Genomic DNA, 23,706 nt, shown 5'->3' with positions numbered 1-23,706 from the left:
TACCAATCAATATACTATCATAAAACATAAAAAAAAGTCTAATTAATTTTATGTTTTGACTATTTGAAAATAAGTCGAATAAAACAATATTAAGATTTCTGGATATTAATTAGTTTATTATATAAAAATAGCGCTTTCTAATTAGCTTTTACTAATAGAAATACACTATTTATAATAAAATATTTTTATTCTTTTATCCCTTCAAGTCTTTCCTTCGTATTAATTTCTTCTCCACTTATACGCTTTTCAAAAGACTTTCTCCAACTACTTGAAAGTGCATTTACTTCTAATATTCTTTTTACCCCTTCAATATTTTGTTTTTCCTTATGCATGATACGATTAGCAAACGCTATTGAAACACCTTTCGGATCAGACTGTAGACTTTTTAATGTATCGACTGATGATACCCATCCTTCTTTTAATACACGAAAATAAAATCCTGTATATCCTGTTTCTTGAAAATATAGTGGTAACTTTGGAATATTATATTTTTTTGCTAATTTAAAACAAGGTTGCCTTGGTTGTGTTACCTGTACGATTGCCTCTCCGAGCTCAAACGTATCACCAATACAAACATCCTCTTCGCGCATACCACTAACTGTTATATTTTCTCCGAAAGCCCCATATACAAGATCTTGATTCAATTCTTTTTCCCAGTATGGATAGTGATCACCAGTATAAACACAAACTGCTTTATCTACTCCTCCATGATGAACTAAGTCCGCCTGTCCATCTCCATTAAATTTTACAAAGGATAAATATACCGGTTCCTTTACTTGTTTCTTATTTATGCCTGTATGAATTACTTTTCCGCCGTATATAACCTCTTTTGGTAATCCTATATTTAAAGATAATAATTGATATTCATTAGCCATTCCATTTCCTCCTTTAAAGGTGTTACATGTATTTTCTCTCGATTAATTTTTACAACCCTCTCTGTTACATAAAGATGATTATAAAACCTCTAAAATCATTGTTCAATTCAATCATTTATATAATAATGATAGGTATAACCTATCATTATACTTGAGGTGATTCCAATCGAATTACGACAACTTGAATACTTTTTAGCTGTTTCAAAAGAATTACATTTCACAAAAGCAGCTGAAAAATTAAATATTTCACAGCCTTCACTAAGTCAACAAATACGTGCATTAGAGCATGAAGTAGGAATGCCACTTTTCGATCGAATTGGTAAAAAAATATCATTAACTGAAGCAGGGAAGATTTTATTATCACATAGTAAAACCATTTTTCATGAAGTCGAACAAGCTCGTTCAGCTATTCAAGACCTAAACGGATTACAGCAAGGTTCCTTAACAATAGGGGCTTTGTTAACCGTCGTAAATTATTTACTACCACCAGCTATTTTAAATTTTAATAATTTATATCCCAATATAGAGCTTTCTGTATTAGGGCTTCGTACAGGAGATATTCGTGAAAAATTATTACAAAACGAACTAGATATTGGAATTACATTTCTCCCGGTGCAAGATAAAGAGATTATCTCCATCCCTCTATACAAAAGCGATCTTACATTAGTCGTGCCCACTGGTCATCAATTAGCTGAACGTAACCATGTATCTATTGCTGAATTACAGAACTACCCTTTAATTCTTTTGCCTAAAAATTTCTTTTTAACCGAACTAATTACATCTCATTGTCAAAAATTCAACTTTAAACCAAGGCCAATTTTAGAAATTAGTACGATGGAATCTTTAATCCAAATGGTTTCCAAAGGAATGGGAATTACAGTGTTACCCAAACCATATATAGACTTTTTACAAAATAAAAACATTCAAGCTATTAAAATAGAAAACCCTACTCCAATAATTGAAATAGGGCTAATTTATAGAAAAGATAAATATATGTGTGCTGCAACTCGAGAATTTATTGAGCAACTAAAAATCACAGTACGTTCTTTCCAAAACTAAACAAAAGAGATTATCCTATGAAACCGTTTCACAACAATTTAGTAGAATAATCTCTTTTCAAAACAAAGTAAACATTATATTTAACTCTTATAAACTTTAATGTACCTTTTTAGATATTGGAATATATTTAGTAAAATATGCACCAACTAGCAATAATACAATTGAAAATAACCAAGTAAACGCACCGTCAAAATGAAACCAATATGCAAACATATTTAAGATTGCAAGTGAAAAGAAGCAAATAGAAGTTAACGAACTTTTCAATCCTTTTATCCCAGATTTTTTTCTCTTTTGATAAGCAATATACATCGCAATAACAAGAAAAAAGATAAGAACAAATGGTAACATAACTTTTAGTATTGATAATCCCTCCAGTATAAATGCACTCTTTACATCACCATCTTATCCCATTTATCTTTTAGGTATCAATTCATTCTTATCTTCCTTCCAAAAGTCAGTATAAGTTTTATTTTTAAAGTTCACGTTCACCTCAGAAAACGGCATACTTCCTCCAACTTTCAATGAATACCAGTCGTTTAAAAGTGGTGATCCGAAACAAATCTTCATTGTACGATCATGTAAATCGAATAATACAGAATGTAAAGTTCCAAACCATTCTTCATAGTTATGCACAGTAAGTCCAGCAGGATATTCTTCTTCTACTAACTTTTTTAAAGACTCTATGCTTACTTGTTCATATCTATTTAAATGCTCATGTAAAACGTGATATCTCTTTGTAGATTGTTCTAATTTCCTATTATTTAATTTCTGAATTGATGAACTAATTGCATGGTTTGTTGATACAATAAAAGCTTGTTTTTCACCATCAATCGTTATTGTGGATTTATGACCGTCAAATATTTCAATATATGCTGCATTTAAAGGATCAGCTATTATTAAATTAATATTACTAGCAATTGGGATTTCTTCTATTAGTAACTTAGCTTCCTGCACATTTTTACATTTCTCCAACAACAATCGAATTACCGCAAAACATTGTAAACCACTCACCATTGGCTTTCTTAAACCTGCAATATTTCCTACTGGTTGACCACATGCTGAAAATGTAACAGCTAATCCATGCTCGTTTATCCCTTCCGTTCGGCCAAAATATTGAGTAGAAAAGCCACTATGTGCATACGCACCTTCAACATGAGTTGAACAAAAACGCATATCATCTATTACTGGTGACAAATCATAATTCCTTAATACATATGTGTGCTCTAAATCGGTCTTTTTAGGTAATACTGCACAATGACTACAACCTGCTTTCAATAGTGTTTGATAGTAATACATCATATTTTTTGAAGGAATTTTTAACACTTCACAAAACCCCTCAATTTCTTCATTTATGCCTGGACAATGTTTGTTTAGTATATTTCTCGATTCTGTCCAATGGTTATTAGATATTACATTTTCTTCGTGTATAAATTGCGGGATGAGATACGGATTTTGTTTCACGAATTCCCCTTGTTGCTTTCCAATCTCATAATAACTTCCTTTTAATGATGAAAAATACCCCTTTACTTGATACATCAAACTCCCCCTCACATTGGATATATCCATATCGTACCAAATGGATTTCATTCATCCTTGATGTTTTTTACTATCTTTCTTTAACACCATCCCATTTTAATATCTCCACTAATAATTATTTACTAGACAATTAAAGTTTTGTTAATATTGCTGTAATAGCTTTATTTCAAAATAAAGTAGTTTGGATATCAAATGAGCAAAATACTTTGTTAAACCCACTTATAAGCAATCATCTAATTCATGAAATCAAAAAACTTATTTATCAAAATAAAAGGAGAATTTATGTATGAGTAGTTGCAAACCAATTGATAAATTAACTATTGAGGACCTAAAACAAAACCCCATTTGGGAATGGGCAATAGATGAAGAGGAAAACGAAGAACATGACGAAACATGGGTAAAACCAGCGGCAACTACTAATTTTACAGAAGAATTAAACGGTTCAATCGTACTAGGCGAATTATTCTTACATAATGGTGAAAAATTCCCTATGATGTGTGAAATTGATATTGAAGGTGACGAGGCCGTAATTCGTTCTGTTGTTTATTATAAGGAAGCAAAAAATGAGTATATTGCTATAGAAGATATTGTGAAAACGGTCGAAATGCCGTTATCGATTATTATTAATCTTACAATTCATGCAGAATCCAAAACCTTACGCTTCACTGCACATAAAGTAGATATTTATAAAAATTCAATAACGACTAATTTTAATTAAAGTTGGCCGAAATAAAGAAAACAATTATGAAATACAAACTGGGGAATCATTAACGATTCCCCAGTTTTTTAAACTATATTAAAGTATCCCCTTTTCCACTAAAGTCTCTGCGATTTGAACTGAATTCCAAGCCGCACCTTTTAATAGGTTATCGGAAACAATCCAGAGGTGGAATCCGTTTGGCGTATCAGGATCTTTACGTATTCTTCCGACAAATGTATCTATTTTCCCTTCTGCATATAATGGCATTGGATACAGCTGTTCACTAGGGTTATCCTGCAAAATAACACCTGGTGCATCCATTAGTATTCCCTTGATTTCCGCAACGCTTGCTTCTTTTTCCAGTTCTATATAAACCGATTCTGAATGCCCCGATACAACTGGAACACGTACACAAGTAGCTGCCATTTTCAGGTTTTCATCTTCTAATATTTTCTTCGTTTCTTGAATCATTTTGACTTCTTCAAAAGTAAAATCATTGTCTGTAAATATATCTACTTGAGGCAGTACATTAAATGCTATTGGATAATGTTTTTTATCTTTTTTCACCGGTAATATATCACTCTTCACTTCTTCACCTGCAAGTATAGACTTAGCCTGCTCTCGTAATTCATGAATCGCATGAATGCCAGAACCCGATACAGCTTGATATGTTGAAACGATAATTCTTTCTAAACCAAATGATTTTCGAATCGGCTGAAGTGCTGTTACCATCTGTAATGCTGAACAATTTGGAACTGCAATGATACCTTTATGCTGTTTTAAAGTGTGCGCATTCACTTCCGGAACAACGAGCGGTACACCTTGTGCCATTCGGTACTCACTTGTGTTATCAATTACAATCGCACCACTAGAAACTGCATGAGTTACAAATTGTCTAGATACTTCTCCCCCAGCGCTAAAAAAGGCAATATCTACACCTTCAAAGCTAGTTGTTTTTGCCTCTTGTATAATTATCTCTCGTCCTTTGAATCTTACTTTCTTACCAGCGGATCGTTTTGACGAAAGCAATGTAACTTCAACTATATTAAACTTCATTTCATTCTCTAACAGTTCAATAATTTTTTGCCCTACCGCACCTGTAGCCCCAACAACAGCTACATGATAGCCCTTTTTGATCATCTGTTCTCCTCCAATATCACCTGAATGAATATTTCTACAATTTCATTTTATACAAAATTTAATCATTTGGAAAATTAAAATACATGATATAATCATTCACAAATCATGATAATAAAAGAGGGATCGCTTATGGAAATGAGACATGTTAAAACATTTTGCGCCATTGTGAAGTATGGTAATTTTTCTAAAGCTGCGCACGCGCTAGGTTATGCGCAATCTACTGTTACAGCACATATGAAAGCTTTAGAGAACGATTTACATATTCCTCTTTTCGATCGGTTAGGGAAAAAAGTGCTACTTACAAAAGCAGGTCATCAATTTCATCCTTATGCATTAGAATTACTTTCAATATATGAAAAAGCGCAAGAAATCCCCCAAAATACAGATTATTTAGAAGGTACATTAAGTATTACATCTAATGAATCATTAGCGGTATACCGATTACCACAATTATTACGTACTTACAAACAGAAAAATCCGAAAGTAAATATCGTACTTGAAACAAACACAAATGAACAAGCATTACAAAAATTACGTGAAGGAGAAACAGACGTTGTCTTCATAATTGGAGAAAGTATAGAACATAATGATTTTATTACGCGTACTTTTAGTAATGAAACATTTGGATGGATTTTACCAGCTTATTCCGCTGCACATACAAATCCATTCCAGTTATTACAGGAAACTCAGTTCATTTTTACAGAACAAAGTTGCGGCTATAGGACAATGGTAGATCGTTTTTTACGTCAAAGCGGAAATATTCCAGCTAAAACATTTGAAACTTCCAATGTTGAAGTCATTAAACAATCCGTCATGTGTGAGTTAGGCATTTCAATTCTTCCTTATATCGTTGTACAGGAAAGTTGTCAAAAAGAACAACTATGTTTTCAGCCTATCGAAACTCCATCCGTTATTCAAAGTCATGTAATCTATCATAAATCCAGATGGATTTCCCCGGTGTTACAGTCGTTTCTTTCCTTACTTGAACCAGATTAAGATATTAAGAAGTACATATAAAAAGAGTAATTGCCTAATAAGCAATTACTCTCTTACATTAATTAGTATATTATTTATTAGTCTGTCCGCCACCTGCAATTAATTTACTACCTGAATATGTACCTTTGTTCATAAACACTTGATTAATTAATTCTTTTTGCTCAGCTTCCGACATTACTCCTTTTCCTTCTCCTAAATTCCCACTTTGTAATTTCCAAATCTTATTGTGATCCCCATCAACCTTTTCATATTTTCCTTGTTTCCATCGTTCTAAAATTTCTACATATGTACTTCCCTGTACAAGATCATTACTCTTTACAATATCAATTAAGCTTTCAATCCGCTCTTGTGTAATAAAAATATAGCCCCACTTTTGATCAGCTTTCGCTTTTTGATGTGCCATTTCATGTAATGCTGTCTGTATGTTCTCATCTGTCCATTTAAAATTTTTATTAAAACCACTATTTGGCAATGAATAATTGCCATTCTCTAAAAGCTTTGCATCTTCTGCTTTTACGTTACTATCAGCTAATACTTCTACTGCTGGAGCAGCTGGTGATGCCTTTTTCGCAGCTGGTTTACTATTATTTAAATAATGCAGCATACCATATGTTAAACCTACTCCGATTACCGCCATACCAGCTAGAATACCGATTATTTTAAATAGTGTTTTCATCGCGCTTGTTTCCTCCCAAATATCTCTGTTCTGACTACCTAATTATTTTTTATATAAAAACTGTTACTTCATTTAAAATATCGCATCCCATCCCCTATCATATTATTTATATATACTTTCTCATATTGTATTTCTTTTTCTTTAAAATTGAAAGATTATTCTGTTAAATATTGAAAGTATTCTACAAATTTTTCCTTTATATTTATAAAGAAGCAAAAAAAACAACGAGCGCGTTCTACAACACTCGTTGTTTTTACTTTATGCACGATTTTCTTTTAACCACTTCGTAATAGCATCTAACCTCGAAACATCAAAACGTCTTTCTTCACACACGTTCAAATTTTTTGAGTTTCTCACTATTTCTAATTCATTATTTCTTACACTTTTCGCCTCAATTAATTTACAATACCCATCTGTAACAGTATTTAAATTTTCATAATAACGCTGAAACGATTTTGATATATGTAAATGTTTTTCAAAGTTTCTCCTTCTTTTCGTTTCATCATATACTTTCCGCTTTCTAAGTTCTTCATCGTTCGTATATAAATAAAAATATTGATCCGGAAAACCAATTTCCCTATTTAACATCTTTTCTTTATAAAAATTTTCTATTAAAGATAATGGCTGATTAAATATATCAAAATGAAAACACCAATTATAACTAAGTGGCTGAAATATATCACCATCAAGTATTACTAATTCATATTGCTCTGACTTCTGAACAGCTATATTCCAGCGCTCAACTTGTTTTTCAAAATACCATGTTCTATGTTCATTTTTTGGCCTTTCAAATAAAGAATTCACTTCAGGTATTATATAAGCACCATAATTCTTTTCTAATTCACGGCACGTGGTACTTTTACCAACAGCGCTTGCTCCCTCAAATGCTATTATCCCCATAGTTTCTCCCTCTTTCATTAACTAAAATTTCGTTGTTTCACTTTTCTTCCCCATAACTTTCTCCATAAAACAATTGAAGCGATAGTGAGCATGATTGTTGTAATGATACTACCTTCAATTCCAAACGTGCCTCCATGAAGGAATACGGGGCCATTTGTTGCAGGTTTAAATAACGGCGTTGAATATATGGTCATCCCGCTAACTGCAAAACCGTAGACGTTATATTGTGCCCAATTCCAAATGGTATGCCATGCGCAAATCCCCCACAGACTACTGTCTTTTAAAACGTAAAAAGCTGCAAATACACCAACTAATATTATATTCGATATTGAAAGAATTGTAATACCTGGATTAAGTAAATGAAGAAAACCAAATAAGAAAGACGTCACAACAATCCCAACCCATATACGACTTCTAACAGAAAGAACCGGGAATAACCAACCTCGTACAATAATTTCTTCTGTTGCCCCTTGTATTAAAAATGCGACTAAAGAACCTACAATACCCAATATAGCGGTTACTGTAATTTTTTGTATTTGTAATGTTACAACTCCTGCTAATAGGAGTAAAATTACTGGTATTGAAATGAAAACAAATCCTATTAATGCACCTCTCAAATATTTTCTTATCCATTGATTCCCCCAAAAACCAATGGATGAAAATGATCTTTTCTCTACAAATCTAATCCATAAAAACACAAAAAATATTGCGCCGCCAAACGTTAATATCATCTCAATGTCGCTATAAATCGCCTTCATAAAAGTTGTTTCTGCTTTCGGTAAAATCAGCATAAACAACATAAATAATTCACCTAAAGTTAAAAATATAATCGCGAGTATGACAGCAAAAACAGGATGAACTTTTCTTCTTCCTTCTTTTGCTGCTTCAATTATTTTAAATTGTTTATTTTGCAATATTCTATCCTCCTAATTATGGTACTCATCAGCAATATTAAAATAATATTTAGCCTTTTATTTAAACTTATTTTTTCATATAAATGATTTTTGTTTGGAATAAATTCAAATTAGGAATAATATATAAATAAAAGAGGTGCCTTTGTGCCTTTACTATTATCACCCAGATTAGTCAGTGGTATTACCAGCACTTGCTATTTCCCACCATTTGTTGTAAGATAGTAATTAAGGTCAATTTAACACTATATTTTCTTTGCATATTATCAAGTATCAATCAGGGACATTTTGTACTCCTTATGGGTTTTTGATAATATGTGAACTTTTATTTTCATTCAAATAAGGCCGATCATATTGTAATTTTTCTACTTTTAGGAGGCATTACCATGACATTAACAGGTAAAGTAAAATGGTTTAACAGCGAAAAAGGTTTCGGTTTCATCGAAGTTGCAGACGGTAACGACGTATTCGTTCACTTCTCAGCTATCACTGGCGACGGCTTCAAGTCTCTAGACGAAGGTCAAGAAGTTAGCTTCGAAGTTGAAGAAGGTAACCGCGGACCTCAAGCTAAAAACGTTGTAAAGCTATAATTCAAACAATAAAAAGGTTGTTACCAGCAAGGTTAACAACCTTTTTAATATATAACTAAAATTTTTTACATAAAAGGAGTGGTTACATGTATCGCAATCGAAAGAATGATGTAGCAGAAGTACCACCAGAACAAACCCCTGTTTGGGAATGTGAATCAGAGGATTGTTTAGGATGGATGAGAAAGAACTTTTCATTTGAAGAAGAGCCTAAATGCCCTTTATGTAAAAGTAGCATGAAAAGCGGAGAACGTTTATTACCTAAATTAGGTTAATTTATAATAAAAAAAACCTCTTTTAATTAAGAGGTTTTTTTTATTATAAATTTATGTCCTCAATATCAGTTCGCACTATAGAATACAATAATGCATCGTGTTGCTTATTTCCTTGATGAATATATCCGCGCAATAGACCTTCCTTTTGAAAGCCGATTTTAGATAACATTCTACAAGAAGTAACATTTTCAGGATATGTAATAGCTCCAATTCTAAACAAACCCAAATCTTTAAACCCATAATCAATAATTTCTCGAGCCGCTTCTGACGCATAACCATTTCCCCAATAACGAGGATGCAGGTCATATCCAATCTCAGATCGTTTACTCCATAATTGTAAATTGTTTAGTCCAATTGTTCCTATTAAAACGTTCGTTTCTTTTAACACAATTCCCCATCGTATTGCCTTTTTCTCAAAGTAATTTTTCGAAAAAGATTCGATCATACGTGAAGCTTGTCCAAACTCCGTAAAAGAATTCATACCGTAATAACACGTTACTTCATCCAATGAAAAGATTTCATATATTTTTTGACAATAAGATTGTTCTATTTCAACTAAACGTAAGCGTTCTGTTTCTAATATAGGAAATGCCATAGGATCACTCCTTTCTCTCTACTCATTCATTATATCAGAAAAAATATTTATAATTACTAAAGTCCTTATTGTTCCATAAATCAAACATTTCTAATGACGCATTCCCTCTTTATTCTATATACACGAATTGGATACCTTCTGATTACTACTCAAACATTACGCTATAATTTCCATAAATCGAATTTCAAATTATCAAGAACTGTAAAAAAAATTGTTTCTTCATTTTCTCCTTCCAAACAACCACCCTACCCCATACATTTATGGTAAAATATAGTTAATACATTATTTTATTGTGGAGGTGTAAATTTCCTATGTATATATTCATCGGCTTATCCCTCTTACTCATATTACTTATTTTTTTATTCGCAAAAAAATTCACACCAAACTCTTTCATGATGACTAACTTTAAAGGCAATAGCTTTAAGACATTTTCAATCGGTATTTTAATCGCTGCCATACTCTCACTTTCATATGGAACTTATCATGCAGTAACATATCAACCTAGTTATTTAGATATTAAATTAAAAAATCAAAACTACACTGTTTTCGGTAATGTAGGCGAATTCGGTTATTTCTCCGAAGAATTATTAAAAAAAGATACAGAAGTTCAACTATATTTCGTCTCTTGGAAAAAAATGCAGTTAAAAAATCCGGTAATACTTATAGAATATCCTTCAGGAAAACAAGAAACATGGAAGCCAAATATCGTATTAATACCGATAAGTAAATTACAAGAAAAACATGATATAAAAGATATTTATCAACTATCACCGTATTCATTTAAAGAATCTGGAGAAATAACATTAACAATAAAAGAAAACAATGTAAAAAACAATAAAATTTCCATTCAAATAAAATAAATAAAAACTGTTCCTTCATTTTGCTGAAGGAACAGTTTTTATTTATTCTACAGTATTATTTATTTAATGTAGCCATTATTTCATTGGCAATATTCTTTCCATTTCCAATACACGCACCAATTCCAACACCGTAATATGAGGCACCAGCTAAATATACATTTGGATAAAGATTTGTCATTTTTTCTTGCAATGCTTGAACCGCTTGATTATGTTCTAAATGATATTTCGGCATTAAATCTTTCCAATTTGTAACTTCAACTACTTCTGGTTCACCTTTAATTCCGAGACTCTTTTCAATATCATATAAAGCTACTCGTACTAATTCTTCTTCACTGTAATCCTTGATTGTTTCATATACCGGATTGGTACTCTTATAAAACATTCTAACTAATAATTTTTGTTTACCCGATGTATGTTTCCACTTTCGACTTGTCCATGTACAAGCATCACAATGTAAATCACTGTTTTCCGTTACAATAAACCCCGTACCGTCAGCTGGTAGTTGTTCATCTAGTATGTCAAATCCTAAATAAATACTAATAAGAGATGAGTTTTTAAATGTATTAAACTGCTCATTTAACTCATTAGACTGTAATAAAGTTTGCGCTACATCATGTGGAGCTGCTAAAACAACATAATCAGCTTGTATTGTTTCATGATTTGCAAAAGAAATCTCATATCGATCTTCTTGTTTACTTACAGCCGTCGTTATAGCACCTTTTTTTACGACAGTTTCAGTCAGCACTTCTTCTAAGCGATTAATTATCGTAGATAGTCCACCCTTAAATGATACGAATTTTTTATTTCCTGCTGATTGAAATTGTTTTTTATTCTCTTCAAAACCTTTAATAATACTTCCATACTTATTTTTATAATCCAGTAAATACGGTAATGTAGATGCCATTGTAAGCTCATTCAATTTACCAGAATATACGCCTGAAAGCACAGGAGCAATTTGTCTTTCCACTAACTCTTTCCCTAAAAAGCTTTCTAAAAATAGAGCAAGTGATGTATCTTTCGTAAACTCTTTATTTTTCGTTATGAAATCTTTTAAAGCTACGATTTTCCCCTTCGTTGAGACTAGCGTACTGCTAAACAACGACCGGGCACTCATCGGTATCCCAAATATAGTATCAGAAGGAATTGGATGTAACATGTTTTCAGAATATATGTAAGAAATACCCGTTTCATTATATACCATTTCATTTTCTAAATTTAAATCTTTTACAAGTGGCATAACATGTTCATTACGAGCAACGATTGAATCCGCCCCTGACTCCATAATGAAATCCTTTTCTTCCACACTATGGATTTTACCACCTAAATACTCTTCTTTCTCAATAAGAATTAAATTTAAATCGATATTATAATCCTTTTTTAATTTTTCTAAATAAAACATAGTAGAAAGTCCCGTTATACCTCCACCGATAACAACAACTGTTTTCATATGTGCTGCGCTCCTAACCGATACAATTAATAATTCCTTTTTATTATAACCAAAAGTCCTTATATTCGACTAGCAAGTTGCGCATTCTGTAAGAAATTAGACAATATATTTTAATATATTTTCTAATTACCTAATAAAAAAGAACTATAACATTTACAAACCCTGTCATAGTTCTCTTTATTTTAAAAACATAAAGTAATTGATTAATTTGTCTAGTTCTTGACTCAATGCCAATACTTTTTCATGTTGAATTCCATAATCCGATACTAAATATAAAAGTTCTTCTTTTTTTATTTCAATTACTTTTTCCAATTTCGCTAGTTCCATGTCGTTTTACATCTCTCCAAAAATAAAATGTATGTATTTCAGTATAGCCTACTTACATAATTAGTAAAAGTAAAATACACATGTAAAATCTTACATATTTGAAAAAATAATATACTACTAACAAAAAAAGAAACTAGATTAAACTTCCTTTTACAGATCATTAACGTTCATTAAGAATGAATAACATAACGGAATTTTTCTAATGTGATATCTTTATAATTTGGAGCTCTCTGTATATGATTAAAATAACTATATGAGAATTTAAATACATGACCAAAATCCCAATCGAATTCACTATAGTCTTTTATCCAAAATATATTTTCAGTTGGTAAAATATTTGCACGTTTAGATTGAATTAAAGGTAATCGATCTATAGGTGAGTGTAAAGTTATTTCCGTATTCAGCTTGAGCTTTTGGCTAGCTCTTAGTACGTATACTAGTTTTAAAAGCGGACGTATCCCTCGTTGAAATAGATCTATATGTCCTAAATCGTACATTATATTAATTGCGTGGGAGTATGTAAGCAAATGCCCAATTAAATCATGATGTGATTCTGCTCGATAAATACTATTAAATTTCGATAACTCATTTAAAACGAATCGAGATACTTGTGTTGGATTACTCAATTCACTTTGTATCTCATCTTCAAAACTTAATTGTTTTACTTCTTTCATCGTATAACCAATCCACGATCTACCTGGAATTGTTTTTCGAAATGATAAAATAAGAGTAGTAATCCCTTCAATTGCTTGATTATCTCCCCATTTTTGTAGCTCTTTCATAGCTAATAAGCTTAATGACGCATAAATGACGTTATGCCCGACCCAATGAAGTTCATCAATCGTTTGTTCTAAAGATTTTATAATCATATTCTCCGCAATTTGAAAATCTATTTCTTTTTTATCATCAATCATCTCACCAATTTTTTTCTTGCTTAGCATCATCCTTGTTTGCAAATGTATATTACGAGCTGTTTCTTCATCAATATGATTATCTTTCATAAAAAAATAACTAGCAATTGCAGCTGCTCCAAAATGCGCATGCCAAATATCATTTGTTTCTTTTTTGCATTGAGAAATAATTGAAAGACCGCCTTTTAAAATACTTTTGTTTTCCATTTTCTTTCTCCCTTAATCAAAAGCACTATATTTTCATCCTAAAGATGGTGTCAGGACAAATAAAATGTGATTCGATTCATCACTTTTATTCAAAAATCGATGCTTCACATTCGGTGGAATACGTACAACATCGCCTTCTTCTAAAAAATATTCTTTTTCCTCCAATTCTACGTACACTTCCCCTTTCATAATAACAGCAATCTCTTCCTTATCTTCATGGGAATAATGGCTTTCTGTTGTATTTGCTTGTTTATTTAAATCCATCATTAGCATTTCAATACGTGCTTTCATAAAATCAGGTGTTAATACATCATATACAATGTGATCATTGTTTTCCCGATATACTTTTTTTCGATCTTTTTTCTTAGAAATGAGCGAATCTGTATCAATATCGTTAATAAAAAGTGTAAACAGCGGTACATTTAATGCTTTTGCAATTAATTCCAAAACATTTAAAGAAGGATTAGCATGTCCTCTTTCAATTTGGCTAATTAACGACGTACTAATCCCTGCATAATCAGCGAATTCACGAATTGTCATATTATTTTTCTTACGATAACTTAATACCGTTTGTCCAAGCCTATCATGTATCACAGTAAAACTTCCTTTCGTCCATCATAATGCATGTTTCGTTGTCTTTGTGCTGACATACTAAACAAAGGCAAATAACCCTTCCCTATTATCTCCGGGACTTATATACTTACTTTTGTACATTATATCGTATTAATGTTTATTATAATAAACATTCTATCGGAGGGACAAACTTTGAAATCACCTATTCTTTCATATTGCATCTTATTTTTTGGTGTATTCGCCTTATCAACTTCAGCTATTTTTGTAAAATTGGCAGATGCTCCTGCGACAATCATTGCTTTTTACCGATTATTCTTTGCCACACTAATTCTGTTACCGTTATTACTATTTAATAAAAATAGTCGAAATGAGCTAAAAACTTTAACGAAAAAACAATGGGCACTTGGATTCGTATCTGGGCTATTTTTAGCTGCACATTATGTACTATGGTTTGAATCATTACAATATACTTCTGTAGCAAGCTCTACAGTTATCGTAACGTTACAACCTTTGTTCTCAATGATTGGTGGTTATTTTTTATTTAAGGAGAGATTTACGAAAGGAGCAGTTATTGGTTGCCTCATCGCTATTTCAGGTAGTATCATCATTGGCTGGCAAGATTTCCAAATTAGTGGAGAAGCTTTATATGGAGATATTTTAGCACTTATCGCTGCCGGTATCATTACTGCTTATTTTTTCATTAGCCAACACGTTCGTAAAGATTTGTCACTTATACCATATTCGGTAATTAGTTATGGAAGTAGTGCTGGCTTTCTTGGCATATTTGCTTTCACGCAACAAGAATCTTTCATCCATTACTCTACACAAACTTGGTTGTGCTTTATTGGATTAGCTTTCATTGCTACAATTTTAGGACAAACCATTTTTAATTGGTTATTAAAATGGATGAGTGCTACTGTAATTTCAATGAGTATTTTAGGTGAAACAATTGGCACTTGTATACTAGCGTACTTTATATTACATGAGACCATTTCTTTACAACAAGGACTAGGAATTACCGTTATTTTTATTGGTTTAGTATTATTTTTAATACAGCCAAATTCTAATAAAAAAGCATGACAGTATACTGTCATGCTTTTAACTACTAATTATGTACAATTAAACCATCCGGTCTAAAACGACTCATCATAATTTCATTAATAAACTTTCCGTGAGCTTTCAAATTCCCTATCTTTACTCCCTCTTCTACAAATCCAAATTTTTCATATAAAGCTTTTGCTTTTGGATTCGTTTCTAACACACCTAGTTCTACTCTCTCTAACATTAACCAATTATCAGCCAAATCAAGCATCTTCGTAAGAAGTGCTTTCCCAATTCCTTTATTATGATATTCACTATCAACCCCAATGAATAAATCGCCTGAATGAGATCTTCGGCCCGGACTTTGTGTTAAACCTACAAATCCAACAATTTCTCCATCATATTCTGCAACAAATTCAAATTGATTTGGTGCTAAATTTCGAATTCTATTTTCCATAGCTTCTACACGCATGCTAGGTAAGAAAACCATATACGGTAAAACGTCATCCTGTATACATATACGATGAATTGCTCTAGCATCTTGTATTTCTACTGCTCTAACGTTGATCTCCATCTTTCTCTCCTCCATATAAATAACAATATATTTGTATGTATTCTAGAAACGTTCATGAATGACCTTCTCGTCCGCATTTCTTTATGTCATTTTTACATAATTATTTCGATATAATACTTAATTTCCAAAAAGATTAACAACTATATCTATATGTTTAACTTTTCACTTTATTATATAAATTAAGCAAATTTTCAATTGGAATACCATTTAGTTTCATGCCGGCTATATCACAATTTTCTATTTCAATATTTTTCAGATTACTATTACTTATGGTGCTACCTTCCAAATCACATTTATCGAATAAAATAGGTTCCTTCTCATCTCCGAGACTTGTATTTTTAAATTGCACTCCACCTAAAGTCACCAAATTAAATTTACTACCAGAAAGATTTAAATCTGCATATGATGACCATCTAAAATTTATATTTCTAAACTTTGATTGACTTACATTACAATTACTCATATTCGTATTCATTATATTGCTACCAACAAATGAACTGTTTTTTAAATTCACTTGATAATACTCTGTATTTGCTAAATTACAGTTTTCGTATTGACTATTTTTCATATCTTTATTTGTAACTACACTCTCTTTATTTGAGCTTGTTTTTATTCTTTTCACGTAACAATACTCATCTTCCGATTCAAAAATCATTTGGTAGCCCATCTTTTTATAAAAGTGATGATTATTAATTTGTCTACTAGATGTTTCGAGATCCCAAATCTTTATGTTTGGATATTCCTTTTCTATTAATTTCATAACATGTGATCCAATTCCTTTTCCTTGATAAACAGAATCTACAAAAATACGATCAATTCGACCGTACGACTTACCAGAAATCGTAACTATTATCCCTCCGATTATTTCTTTATCCATTACAACTTTGAAAGAATCCAATTCTTCAATGGAATATTCCATCATTTCAACTGAAGAATATCCTGGCGGTTGAATGTTATAATCAATGACATCATCTTGGCCGTATAGCCATTGTTTTGCTTCTGCATCAAATGTTCTTTTCATTATTTCTGTTAATTTCTCAGCATCTAAAATTGTAGCTTTTTCTATAGATATCATTGTTGTTTTCCCCTTCATTATTACAAACCAATAATTTTTGTGAATGCCATAATTATCAATTCACTTTTGTTTTTAATGTTTTTCCCATTATTACATATGGAACATCATTTTTACTTGGATGAAATGGCTCCAATACATTTATCCAATCTAATCTTTCATATAACGAACGTGCTTTTTCATTGTTTATTTGTGTTGTTAAAACACTCGTTCTATTTGAAACCCCTTCTAGTAATTTATTATGTAATTTCGTTCCAAGACCTTTATTTTGATATTGTGGGTGAACTGCTAACTCTACAAATTCAAAACAATCTTGCAACCATTCGTCTACTTGCTCTAGATGTAACGCTTCTCTCATTAATTGATTATAGTACTGTCCCTCCATTGAGCGATAACCATAAGTAAAACCAACTACTTCATTTTCATCATTTATTGCTACTATACCTTTAAAACCTGTATATTCTATATGCCTATTCATTCGCTTGATCATTTCATTGAAATTTGTTTTCTCAAATACTTTACAATACAAATTTGCCATATTCCCAATTAGGATCTCCTCTTTTTCAATGCTTACAAATTTCACTTTACTCCCCCCTATTAAAACATTTATATCCTTTTTAAAAACTAAGAAAATTAACACTAATCACTCTCTTTACTATTAAACTACAAATCACCCTATATTTTCCACAGTTACTTAGTATTAATGAATAATAAAAAGAGACCATGTAATATAAACATGTTCTCTTCTTTTATTCATTTTCAATTTTATCCTGCTATTTGCCTGGCGGTAAGACCCCCACCTCAAAATTCAGCGAAAGCAAAGAAGTTAGGTGGGGGATCAATTGCCCGTAAAATCCCGATTGGTGAGGGCTGAACCCCCCCACTGATTAAAGTTTCACTTTATATAATTAAAAATTAGATATTACTTAAGCCACTCGTTGCAAGTATTACTTAACTGCTGTAAATCTTCTATAAATTTACTCGCATCATATCCATCACAAACCGAATGATGTACTTGCAATGAAACTGGTAGCATAACCTTGTTTCCTTCGTTAAAATATTTCCCACAAGTTATAATTGGCAATAGAAAATTTTCATCATTATTAATATTAAGATTAAATCCAGTAAAACTAGTCCAAGGTATGCTAGAAATCGGAAATACATTAGGCGGAATATTTTCTTTCGTGAAAAGACCATGAACACTAGCATAGTATCTCATATCGTCTTCATACTTTTTATAGAAAGTGCGGAAATCACTTGAATAATCCGTCCATATACTTGAAAAAGACTTATCATCTTTATGAAAGATTGTATAACTCGGTATCATTTCCTCCCAATAGCCTAAAACTCCTTCATCGTTAAAACATGTTCGAAATTTTTTATGATTATTTACTACTCTAGAAATTAAATATATAAAAACGGGATAAAATTTTATTCCCTTTTGATATACTTCCTCTAATAACATCGTGATATCAACATTCACAGTCATACTAAATGTACATTTCAACTTTAAATAATGCTCAAAATACCGCTCTCTATTCCAATCTTCTCTATCAATTACATGAAACTTCATTCTAATAGCCTCCTAAAATTTTCTTTTTATTTTAGAAGGCTAATTCCCTTGCTCTCACCATACTTGTTCACTCCTAACAGTTTACAATTCACCCTAATTATTCATTTAATTATATAACATATGTAAGAATCAATTCACATATTTCTGGAAATCCATCCACATACTATAGATAAATCAAATGAAATTTGGAGGATACATACATGAATAACAAAAATATGAATAAAAAAGAAAATGTTACTGAAAACACTACATCTATTCAAAATAATAATACTGCAAATCTTACTATCGAAGAACAAGCAATGAACGGCTTATACGGAATGCCCGAAACAACAATTGAAGATGCTGATCACGCTGCAGCTGATGATTTGACTTCAAAAAATTAATTAACTACATTTAAAAAAGCCAAGGAAAATATCCTTGGCTTTTTTAACTATGCATCCACCTTTTGTATTTCTTCACTCTTTCTTGAAAGTTTACCTGGCCAAAAAGCAAATCGGCCTAAAACTACTGTAATCGCGGGTACAAGTAACGGTCTTACGATAAACGTATCTAGTAATACGCCAATTGCAGTTACAATACCAAATTGAACTAATACTTGAATTGGAAGTGTACCTAACACTGCAAAAGTTCCTGCTAAAATTAAACCAGCCGATGTAATAACACTACCTGTTTGTATTACTCCATTTTTTACTGCATCCAAGTGATTTTGTGTCTTTCTGTTTTTCCATATTTCTGAAACCATAAAGATATTATAATCTTCACCTAAAGCAACTAAAAATACGAATGCGTACAACGGTATCGCACCTTGAATGGCCGGCGCACCCATACCGTAATGAAGTAATATCCATCCTGCTCCTAACGCTGAGAAGAATGATAAAACGACAGTTACAATTAAATAAATCATCGCAACAACCGATCGTAAGTAGACAAGTAATAGTAAAGCGATAATGCTAATCATTACTGGAATAATTACTGATTCATCACGTTCCGTAATTTGCTTTGTATCATATAATGAAGCTGTTTCCCCACCAATCCATAATTGATCTTTAGCATTACTAATCCCAGCATCTTTTAATACTTTTTCTATACTACTTTTCAATTTAGGAATTTGATCTAACGCTTCAATTGAGTATGGATTTTCCGCTAAAGAAACTTCATACATTTGTATTTGCTTATTTTCTTTTCCCTCTTTTGGCTCTTTCACTGTATTTACGAAAGAAAATTTCTCTAGTTCTTGTTTAATAGGAAGCTCTTTGCCTTTCGTATCAACAACAACTTTTATTGGTGCTAGTTCACCAGCTGAGAAATGATCACTAATTAACGTAAACCCTTCACGAGAAGGCATATCCTTTGGAAACGACTCTAATAAGTCATATGTGTATTGAATACGTGGTACGAATGAAGCCAATCCGCCTAATACAAATACAGTTAGCATAATTATTGTCCACGGTCTTCGTACTACAATATCTCCAAGTTTTTTACTAAAGGAGCCTTTTGATTTTTCAACTTTTACAGCCCTCTTTTTCTTTCTTGCAAACTCCTCATTCATTGAAGTTGTTCTCGGTATAAACGGGAAAAATGCAATCCTACCGAATATTAATAATAGTGCTGGTAAAATCGTTAAAGCAGCGATTCCCATTATAAATACAGCAACACTAAATGGTACTGCAAATCGATGAAAGGCTCCATAATGAGCAAGTAGTAATGTTCCTAATCCAAGTACAACAGTTAATGCACTCATTATAATTGCACCGCCAGAAGCTTTAATCGCAAGTTGTAATGCTTTATATTTACTTTCTTCTTCTAACAAGTACTCTCTATATCTCGAAATTAAAAATAGACAATAGTCCGTTCCAGCGCCAAACAATAATACTGTCATAATTGATATCGCTTGGGCATCTACTTTAATCCATCCGTGATCAGCTAAAAAACCGAGTGTAGGACTAATAATACCGTATGCAAAGCCAACAACAAGTATAGGTAAAATCGCTAAAATTGGTGAACGATACAGTAAAATTAACAAAACTAACACTAGTAGTACAGTAGCCACTAACAATTTCACATCTGCTTGACTAAATAAACTAACTGCATCCGTTTGAATACCTACAGGTCCTGATAATCGAACATGTAAACCAGATTCACTTATTTTTTGTTTAAATGGATCTTCATCCACCTTACTATTCACTATTTTTCTAAACTCTTCAAGATTTCCTTTTAATATATCTGTACCAGCAGATTTATTAAAAAATACCGGTGTAACAAATGATGTACCATCTTTTGATGCACTTTTTGATAATACTTGCTCTGGGATTGTATCAAATGGTGGTAACGTTGATTGTTCTTTTAAAGGACTAGCTTTTAACTCCTTATAAACATCTTGTATGAGTTTATAATCCTGTGACTGTAATCCACCATCTCTATACCATACTATTAACAACGGATTCCCTGCATTATTCGGAAACTCTTTTTTCATAAGCGCTTCCGCTTGCTGTGACATAGCTGTTTCAGGTAAATTTTTCGGATTCGGTTCTTTCGTACTGTTTACTTGTGGTAACGTAAATGAAAGTAATAATGTAATAAGAATCCACACCGATAAAGTGATCCACTGCGTATTTCTCCCTGCTACAAGCCTCCCTAACATATGTAACGGGTGCTTTTTCATAAAAACCCACCTTCCTTTTTTCCTCCATTATTAATTATATATACTGGTCGGTTAATTAATCAAGAATGATTGAAAATTATGTTATAATTATCTCAATCATAAATGTCAGGAGCGAATGTATTTGGAACAAAAACAACGTCCTCTCGGAAGGCCGCGTCAAAATAAAAATACAAAATCTACAAAAGAAACCATTTTAGAAGTAGCAACCCGCTTATTTCTTACACAAAATTATCAAGTCGTTTCTATGGATGAGGTCGCAAAAGTTTGTGGTGTTACGAAAGCAACTGTCTACTATTACTATTCAACAAAAGCCGATTTATTTACCGCTACTATGATCGAAATGATGGTACGTATACGTGAGAATATGTCTCAAATACTCTCTACAAACAAAACGTTAGAAGAAAGATTATTAGACTTCGCTAAAGTTTACTTACACGCAACGATGGATATTGATATGAAAAATTTTATGAAAGATGCAAAACTGTCGTTATCTGAAGAACAATTGAAAGAATTAAAAAATGCTGAAGATAATATGTATGAAGTACTAGAAAAAGCACTCGATAATGCGATGCACATCGGAGAAATCCCAAAAGGAAACGCTAAATTTGCGGCTCATGCTTTCGTATCTTTATTATCAATTGGGAATTTTAAAGATGAAAATCACAATCCTATTCTTGCAAATATAGATGAATTATCACAAGAAATCGTTTCTTTTTATTGGAACGGATTAGGTCATTCATATTAAACTGATTTGCTTTAATAAAAGAGCATGTTTGATTTTTTCAAACATGCTCTTTTATAATTTATTTATATACTAATAATCAGATTATACTTCAATGCTGTTTAACAAAAAATTTCACTTTAACTTTTACAAATTTTGAAGTTGAACATTTATATTCCCCTTACTAAATCCTCCATGGTAACAAACTACAGATTCAATATGTAAATTTAAATACTTCTTCAAAGACTGCTGTGCTTCCTTAATATTTATAGTTGTTGGGGCGTGAATTCCTCCTAACATCCCATTCACACTATACATAGAGTCTCCTGCAATAAGAATTTTACTTTTTTTCAAATATAAACTAATATGACCCGGAGTATGCCCTGGAGTATGAAGAATTAGTATTCCACCGCAATACGGAAGTTCTTGCCCGTCAATCACAGTATCACTCACTTTTCCTTTTGGTCGGTTCTCTATATTTCCGTCCTTCAATAAAGGTAAATCCCCCTCGATATATGGCTTATCTAGTTCGTGCGCATAAACTTTAATATTACTTCAACAGCGCTGCAACAACTCCGGAAGACTACCTATATGATCAATATCCTGATGCGTCAAAATCACGACTTTTAACTTATCAAATGATACCCCAACCTTTTCCATCTCTACTTGTATATCTTTAATTTGTCCTGGGAAACCCGTATCTATTAATACTGCCATTTCATCATCCCATAAAAGAATTGGATGAATAACAAATTCTTGAAATTCAAGTTGTAACATTTCTATCCCTTTAGCAATTTCCATACAGCCATTCTCCTTTATGTTGAAGTTTGAAAATATGTACGAGTAAACTGAAAATATAAAGTGAAACTTTAATCAGTGGGGGTTTTACTGCCCGGCAAATAGCGTGATAAAGCCCCTCTATCTTATAATATGTTTTGTCATACCAATAGAGAATGCCTCAAACCCTATAGATTCATAGTAAGATTGCAATTTTTCTACACACATAAGTTGTGGAATAACCTTGTTTTGTTCACAGTGCTGGATTAATCGTTCCACTATTTCTTTCCCAATACCAATGGACTGATATTTTGGCAATACACATACACCACAAATAACGCCTGTTATTACTCCATCGGATATAACACGCCCCATCCCAATTAATTGTTCCTCTTTAAATGCATATATTGCATACCAACTATGTTTACACATTTGTTCCAATTCATTAACTGTTAATTTAAGAGAATTCCATCCTAAAGATTCGTATAAGAATAATAATCCATTAAAATCTGTAGGATGTTCACTTGTGTAGCGTATACTATTTTCCATGTCAATACTCCCTATTCTCAGGCTTGTTTTTATTTCATAAAATTCCCTTTACACAAATCTGATCGATGTAAAAATAACTAGAACAAACTTCAATAAGAAAGATAGAATTCCTTCTCAATATAAAATAAAAAGAAGTTATCTCACTTAAGATAACTTCTTTTA

General features: G+C 31.9%; 27 protein-coding genes and 1 pseudogene. 9 read left to right on the top strand and 19 right to left on the bottom strand.

Annotated features, from left to right (window positions below):
- Positions 1 to 185: 185 nt before the first annotated feature.
- Positions 186 to 875 (bottom strand): MOSC domain-containing protein, encoded by a 690-nt coding sequence (locus tag N2V79_RS11705; RefSeq protein ID WP_001262982.1) that lies wholly within the window; start codon positions 873 to 875, stop codon positions 186 to 188.
- A gap of 156 nt (positions 876 to 1,031) precedes the next feature.
- On the opposite strand from N2V79_RS11705, the gene N2V79_RS11700 reads away from it, so the two are divergent.
- The gene (locus tag N2V79_RS11700) at positions 1,032 to 1,934 is read left to right on the top strand and encodes a LysR family transcriptional regulator (protein WP_340719874.1); all 903 of its coding nucleotides are present in this window, start codon (positions 1,032 to 1,034) and stop codon (positions 1,932 to 1,934) included.
- A gap of 96 nt (positions 1,935 to 2,030) precedes the next feature.
- Here the strand turns inward: N2V79_RS11700 and N2V79_RS11695 are convergent, their stop codons facing one another.
- Positions 2,031 to 2,294, bottom strand: a complete 264-nt coding sequence (locus tag N2V79_RS11695; RefSeq protein WP_142340508.1) for a hypothetical protein — start codon at positions 2,292 to 2,294, stop codon at positions 2,031 to 2,033.
- Between the two features lie 51 nt (positions 2,295 to 2,345).
- On the bottom strand, positions 2,346 to 3,470 hold the full coding sequence (locus N2V79_RS11690) for a C45 family autoproteolytic acyltransferase/hydolase (RefSeq protein ID WP_098852861.1): 1,125 nt from the start codon (positions 3,468 to 3,470) through the stop codon (positions 2,346 to 2,348).
- Between the two features lie 286 nt (positions 3,471 to 3,756).
- On the opposite strand from N2V79_RS11690, the gene N2V79_RS11685 reads away from it, so the two are divergent.
- Positions 3,757 to 4,188, top strand: a complete 432-nt coding sequence (locus N2V79_RS11685) for a hypothetical protein (RefSeq protein ID WP_000093107.1) — start codon at positions 3,757 to 3,759, stop codon at positions 4,186 to 4,188.
- Between the two features lie 78 nt (positions 4,189 to 4,266).
- Here N2V79_RS11685 and N2V79_RS11680 read toward each other — a convergent pair whose 3' ends face one another.
- On the bottom strand, positions 4,267 to 5,310 hold the full coding sequence (locus N2V79_RS11680; RefSeq protein WP_000591709.1) for an aspartate-semialdehyde dehydrogenase: 1,044 nt from the start codon (positions 5,308 to 5,310) through the stop codon (positions 4,267 to 4,269).
- Positions 5,311 to 5,439: 129 nt separating this feature from the next.
- Between N2V79_RS11680 and N2V79_RS11675 the strand changes: the two genes are divergently transcribed.
- A complete protein-coding gene (locus tag N2V79_RS11675; protein ID WP_000425897.1) occupies positions 5,440 to 6,306 on the top strand; it encodes a LysR family transcriptional regulator in 867 nt (288 codons plus the stop codon).
- 70 nt (positions 6,307 to 6,376) lie between these two features.
- Here N2V79_RS11675 and N2V79_RS11670 read toward each other — a convergent pair whose 3' ends face one another.
- From N2V79_RS11670 to N2V79_RS11660, 3 genes are all read right to left on the bottom strand, one after another.
- Complete coding sequence (locus N2V79_RS11670) at positions 6,377 to 6,982, bottom strand: PRK06770 family protein (protein WP_053564524.1); 606 nt, start codon at positions 6,980 to 6,982, stop codon at positions 6,377 to 6,379.
- A gap of 258 nt (positions 6,983 to 7,240) precedes the next feature.
- A complete protein-coding gene (locus tag N2V79_RS11665) occupies positions 7,241 to 7,900 on the bottom strand; it encodes an AAA family ATPase (protein ID WP_139213228.1) in 660 nt (219 codons plus the stop codon).
- On the bottom strand, positions 7,900 to 8,796 hold the full coding sequence (locus N2V79_RS11660) for a CPBP family intramembrane glutamic endopeptidase (protein ID WP_340719873.1): 897 nt from the start codon (positions 8,794 to 8,796) through the stop codon (positions 7,900 to 7,902). The genes N2V79_RS11665 and N2V79_RS11660 overlap by 1 nt, the downstream gene beginning before the upstream one ends.
- Positions 8,797 to 9,179: 383 nt before the next feature.
- Between N2V79_RS11660 and cspD the strand changes: the two genes are divergently transcribed.
- Positions 9,180 to 9,383, top strand: a complete 204-nt coding sequence (gene cspD / locus N2V79_RS11655; protein WP_000176366.1) for a cold-shock protein CspD — start codon at positions 9,180 to 9,182, stop codon at positions 9,381 to 9,383.
- Positions 9,384 to 9,469: 86 nt separating this feature from the next.
- Complete coding sequence (locus N2V79_RS11650) at positions 9,470 to 9,655, top strand: cold-shock protein (RefSeq protein ID WP_000286203.1); 186 nt, start codon at positions 9,470 to 9,472, stop codon at positions 9,653 to 9,655.
- A 43-nt stretch (positions 9,656 to 9,698) separates the two neighbouring features.
- On the opposite strand, the gene N2V79_RS11645 is transcribed toward N2V79_RS11650, so the two are convergent.
- The gene (locus tag N2V79_RS11645; RefSeq protein WP_000885398.1) at positions 9,699 to 10,250 is read right to left on the bottom strand and encodes a GNAT family N-acetyltransferase; all 552 of its coding nucleotides are present in this window, start codon (positions 10,248 to 10,250) and stop codon (positions 9,699 to 9,701) included.
- Between the two features lie 311 nt (positions 10,251 to 10,561).
- Between N2V79_RS11645 and N2V79_RS11640 the strand changes: the two genes are divergently transcribed.
- The gene (locus tag N2V79_RS11640; protein WP_000275232.1) at positions 10,562 to 11,110 is read left to right on the top strand and encodes a hypothetical protein; all 549 of its coding nucleotides are present in this window, start codon (positions 10,562 to 10,564) and stop codon (positions 11,108 to 11,110) included.
- A 55-nt stretch (positions 11,111 to 11,165) separates the two neighbouring features.
- Here N2V79_RS11640 and N2V79_RS11635 read toward each other — a convergent pair whose 3' ends face one another.
- The 4 genes from N2V79_RS11635 to N2V79_RS11620 form a co-directional block, all read right to left on the bottom strand.
- Positions 11,166 to 12,557, bottom strand: coding sequence for a protoporphyrinogen oxidase (locus N2V79_RS11635; RefSeq protein WP_069355581.1), 1,392 nt, complete (start codon positions 12,555 to 12,557; stop codon positions 11,166 to 11,168).
- Positions 12,558 to 12,734: 177 nt separating this feature from the next.
- A complete protein-coding gene (locus N2V79_RS11630) occupies positions 12,735 to 12,884 on the bottom strand; it encodes an aspartyl-phosphate phosphatase Spo0E family protein (RefSeq protein WP_000417698.1) in 150 nt (49 codons plus the stop codon).
- Between the two features lie 170 nt (positions 12,885 to 13,054).
- Positions 13,055 to 14,002, bottom strand: a complete 948-nt coding sequence (locus N2V79_RS11625; RefSeq protein WP_053564530.1) for a hypothetical protein — start codon at positions 14,000 to 14,002, stop codon at positions 13,055 to 13,057.
- 33 nt (positions 14,003 to 14,035) lie between these two features.
- A complete protein-coding gene (locus tag N2V79_RS11620) occupies positions 14,036 to 14,596 on the bottom strand; it encodes a helix-turn-helix domain-containing protein (RefSeq protein WP_340719872.1) in 561 nt (186 codons plus the stop codon).
- Positions 14,597 to 14,767: 171 nt separating this feature from the next.
- On the opposite strand from N2V79_RS11620, the gene N2V79_RS11615 reads away from it, so the two are divergent.
- Positions 14,768 to 15,655 carry a DMT family transporter gene (locus tag N2V79_RS11615; RefSeq protein ID WP_053564532.1) on the top strand — a complete coding sequence of 296 codons (888 nt, stop codon included), beginning with the start codon at positions 14,768 to 14,770 and terminating at the stop codon, positions 15,653 to 15,655.
- A gap of 25 nt (positions 15,656 to 15,680) precedes the next feature.
- Here the strand turns inward: N2V79_RS11615 and N2V79_RS11610 are convergent, their stop codons facing one another.
- The 4 genes from N2V79_RS11610 to catA form a co-directional block, all read right to left on the bottom strand.
- The gene (locus tag N2V79_RS11610; protein WP_000405225.1) at positions 15,681 to 16,190 is read right to left on the bottom strand and encodes a GNAT family N-acetyltransferase; all 510 of its coding nucleotides are present in this window, start codon (positions 16,188 to 16,190) and stop codon (positions 15,681 to 15,683) included.
- Between the two features lie 154 nt (positions 16,191 to 16,344).
- Positions 16,345 to 17,283: a GNAT family N-acetyltransferase gene (locus N2V79_RS11605; protein ID WP_340719871.1), complete on the bottom strand. Its 939-nt coding sequence runs from the start codon at positions 17,281 to 17,283 to the stop codon at positions 16,345 to 16,347.
- A gap of 37 nt (positions 17,284 to 17,320) precedes the next feature.
- The gene (locus N2V79_RS11600; protein ID WP_089170962.1) at positions 17,321 to 17,845 is read right to left on the bottom strand and encodes a GNAT family N-acetyltransferase; all 525 of its coding nucleotides are present in this window, start codon (positions 17,843 to 17,845) and stop codon (positions 17,321 to 17,323) included.
- A gap of 339 nt (positions 17,846 to 18,184) precedes the next feature.
- Positions 18,185 to 18,835: a type A chloramphenicol O-acetyltransferase gene (gene catA, locus N2V79_RS11595; RefSeq protein ID WP_000668543.1), complete on the bottom strand. Its 651-nt coding sequence runs from the start codon at positions 18,833 to 18,835 to the stop codon at positions 18,185 to 18,187.
- 200 nt (positions 18,836 to 19,035) lie between these two features.
- On the opposite strand from catA, the gene N2V79_RS11590 reads away from it, so the two are divergent.
- On the top strand, positions 19,036 to 19,218 hold the full coding sequence (locus tag N2V79_RS11590; protein WP_001060657.1) for a DUF4021 domain-containing protein: 183 nt from the start codon (positions 19,036 to 19,038) through the stop codon (positions 19,216 to 19,218).
- Between the two features lie 47 nt (positions 19,219 to 19,265).
- Here N2V79_RS11590 and N2V79_RS11585 read toward each other — a convergent pair whose 3' ends face one another.
- A complete protein-coding gene (locus tag N2V79_RS11585; RefSeq protein WP_335467209.1) occupies positions 19,266 to 21,497 on the bottom strand; it encodes an MMPL family transporter in 2,232 nt (743 codons plus the stop codon).
- 121 nt (positions 21,498 to 21,618) lie between these two features.
- Here N2V79_RS11585 and N2V79_RS11580 point away from each other — a divergent pair, with 121 nt between their 5' ends.
- Complete coding sequence (locus N2V79_RS11580) at positions 21,619 to 22,242, top strand: TetR/AcrR family transcriptional regulator (RefSeq protein ID WP_053564538.1); 624 nt, start codon at positions 21,619 to 21,621, stop codon at positions 22,240 to 22,242.
- A 123-nt stretch (positions 22,243 to 22,365) separates the two neighbouring features.
- Here N2V79_RS11580 and N2V79_RS11575 read toward each other — a convergent pair.
- Positions 22,366 to 23,019, bottom strand: a pseudogene (locus N2V79_RS11575) (MBL fold metallo-hydrolase).
- 117 nt (positions 23,020 to 23,136) lie between these two features.
- Entirely contained in the window at positions 23,137 to 23,544 is a 408-nt protein-coding gene (locus N2V79_RS11570; protein ID WP_071730175.1) for a GNAT family N-acetyltransferase, read from the bottom strand.
- Positions 23,545 to 23,706 lie beyond the last annotated feature (162 nt).

This window comes from Bacillus sp. CH_70 (assembly GCF_038007045.1).
Classification (GTDB): Bacteria; Bacillota; Bacilli; order Bacillales; family Bacillaceae_G; genus Bacillus_A; species Bacillus_A cereus.
This window is presented reverse-complemented; position numbering and strand designations above follow the sequence as displayed.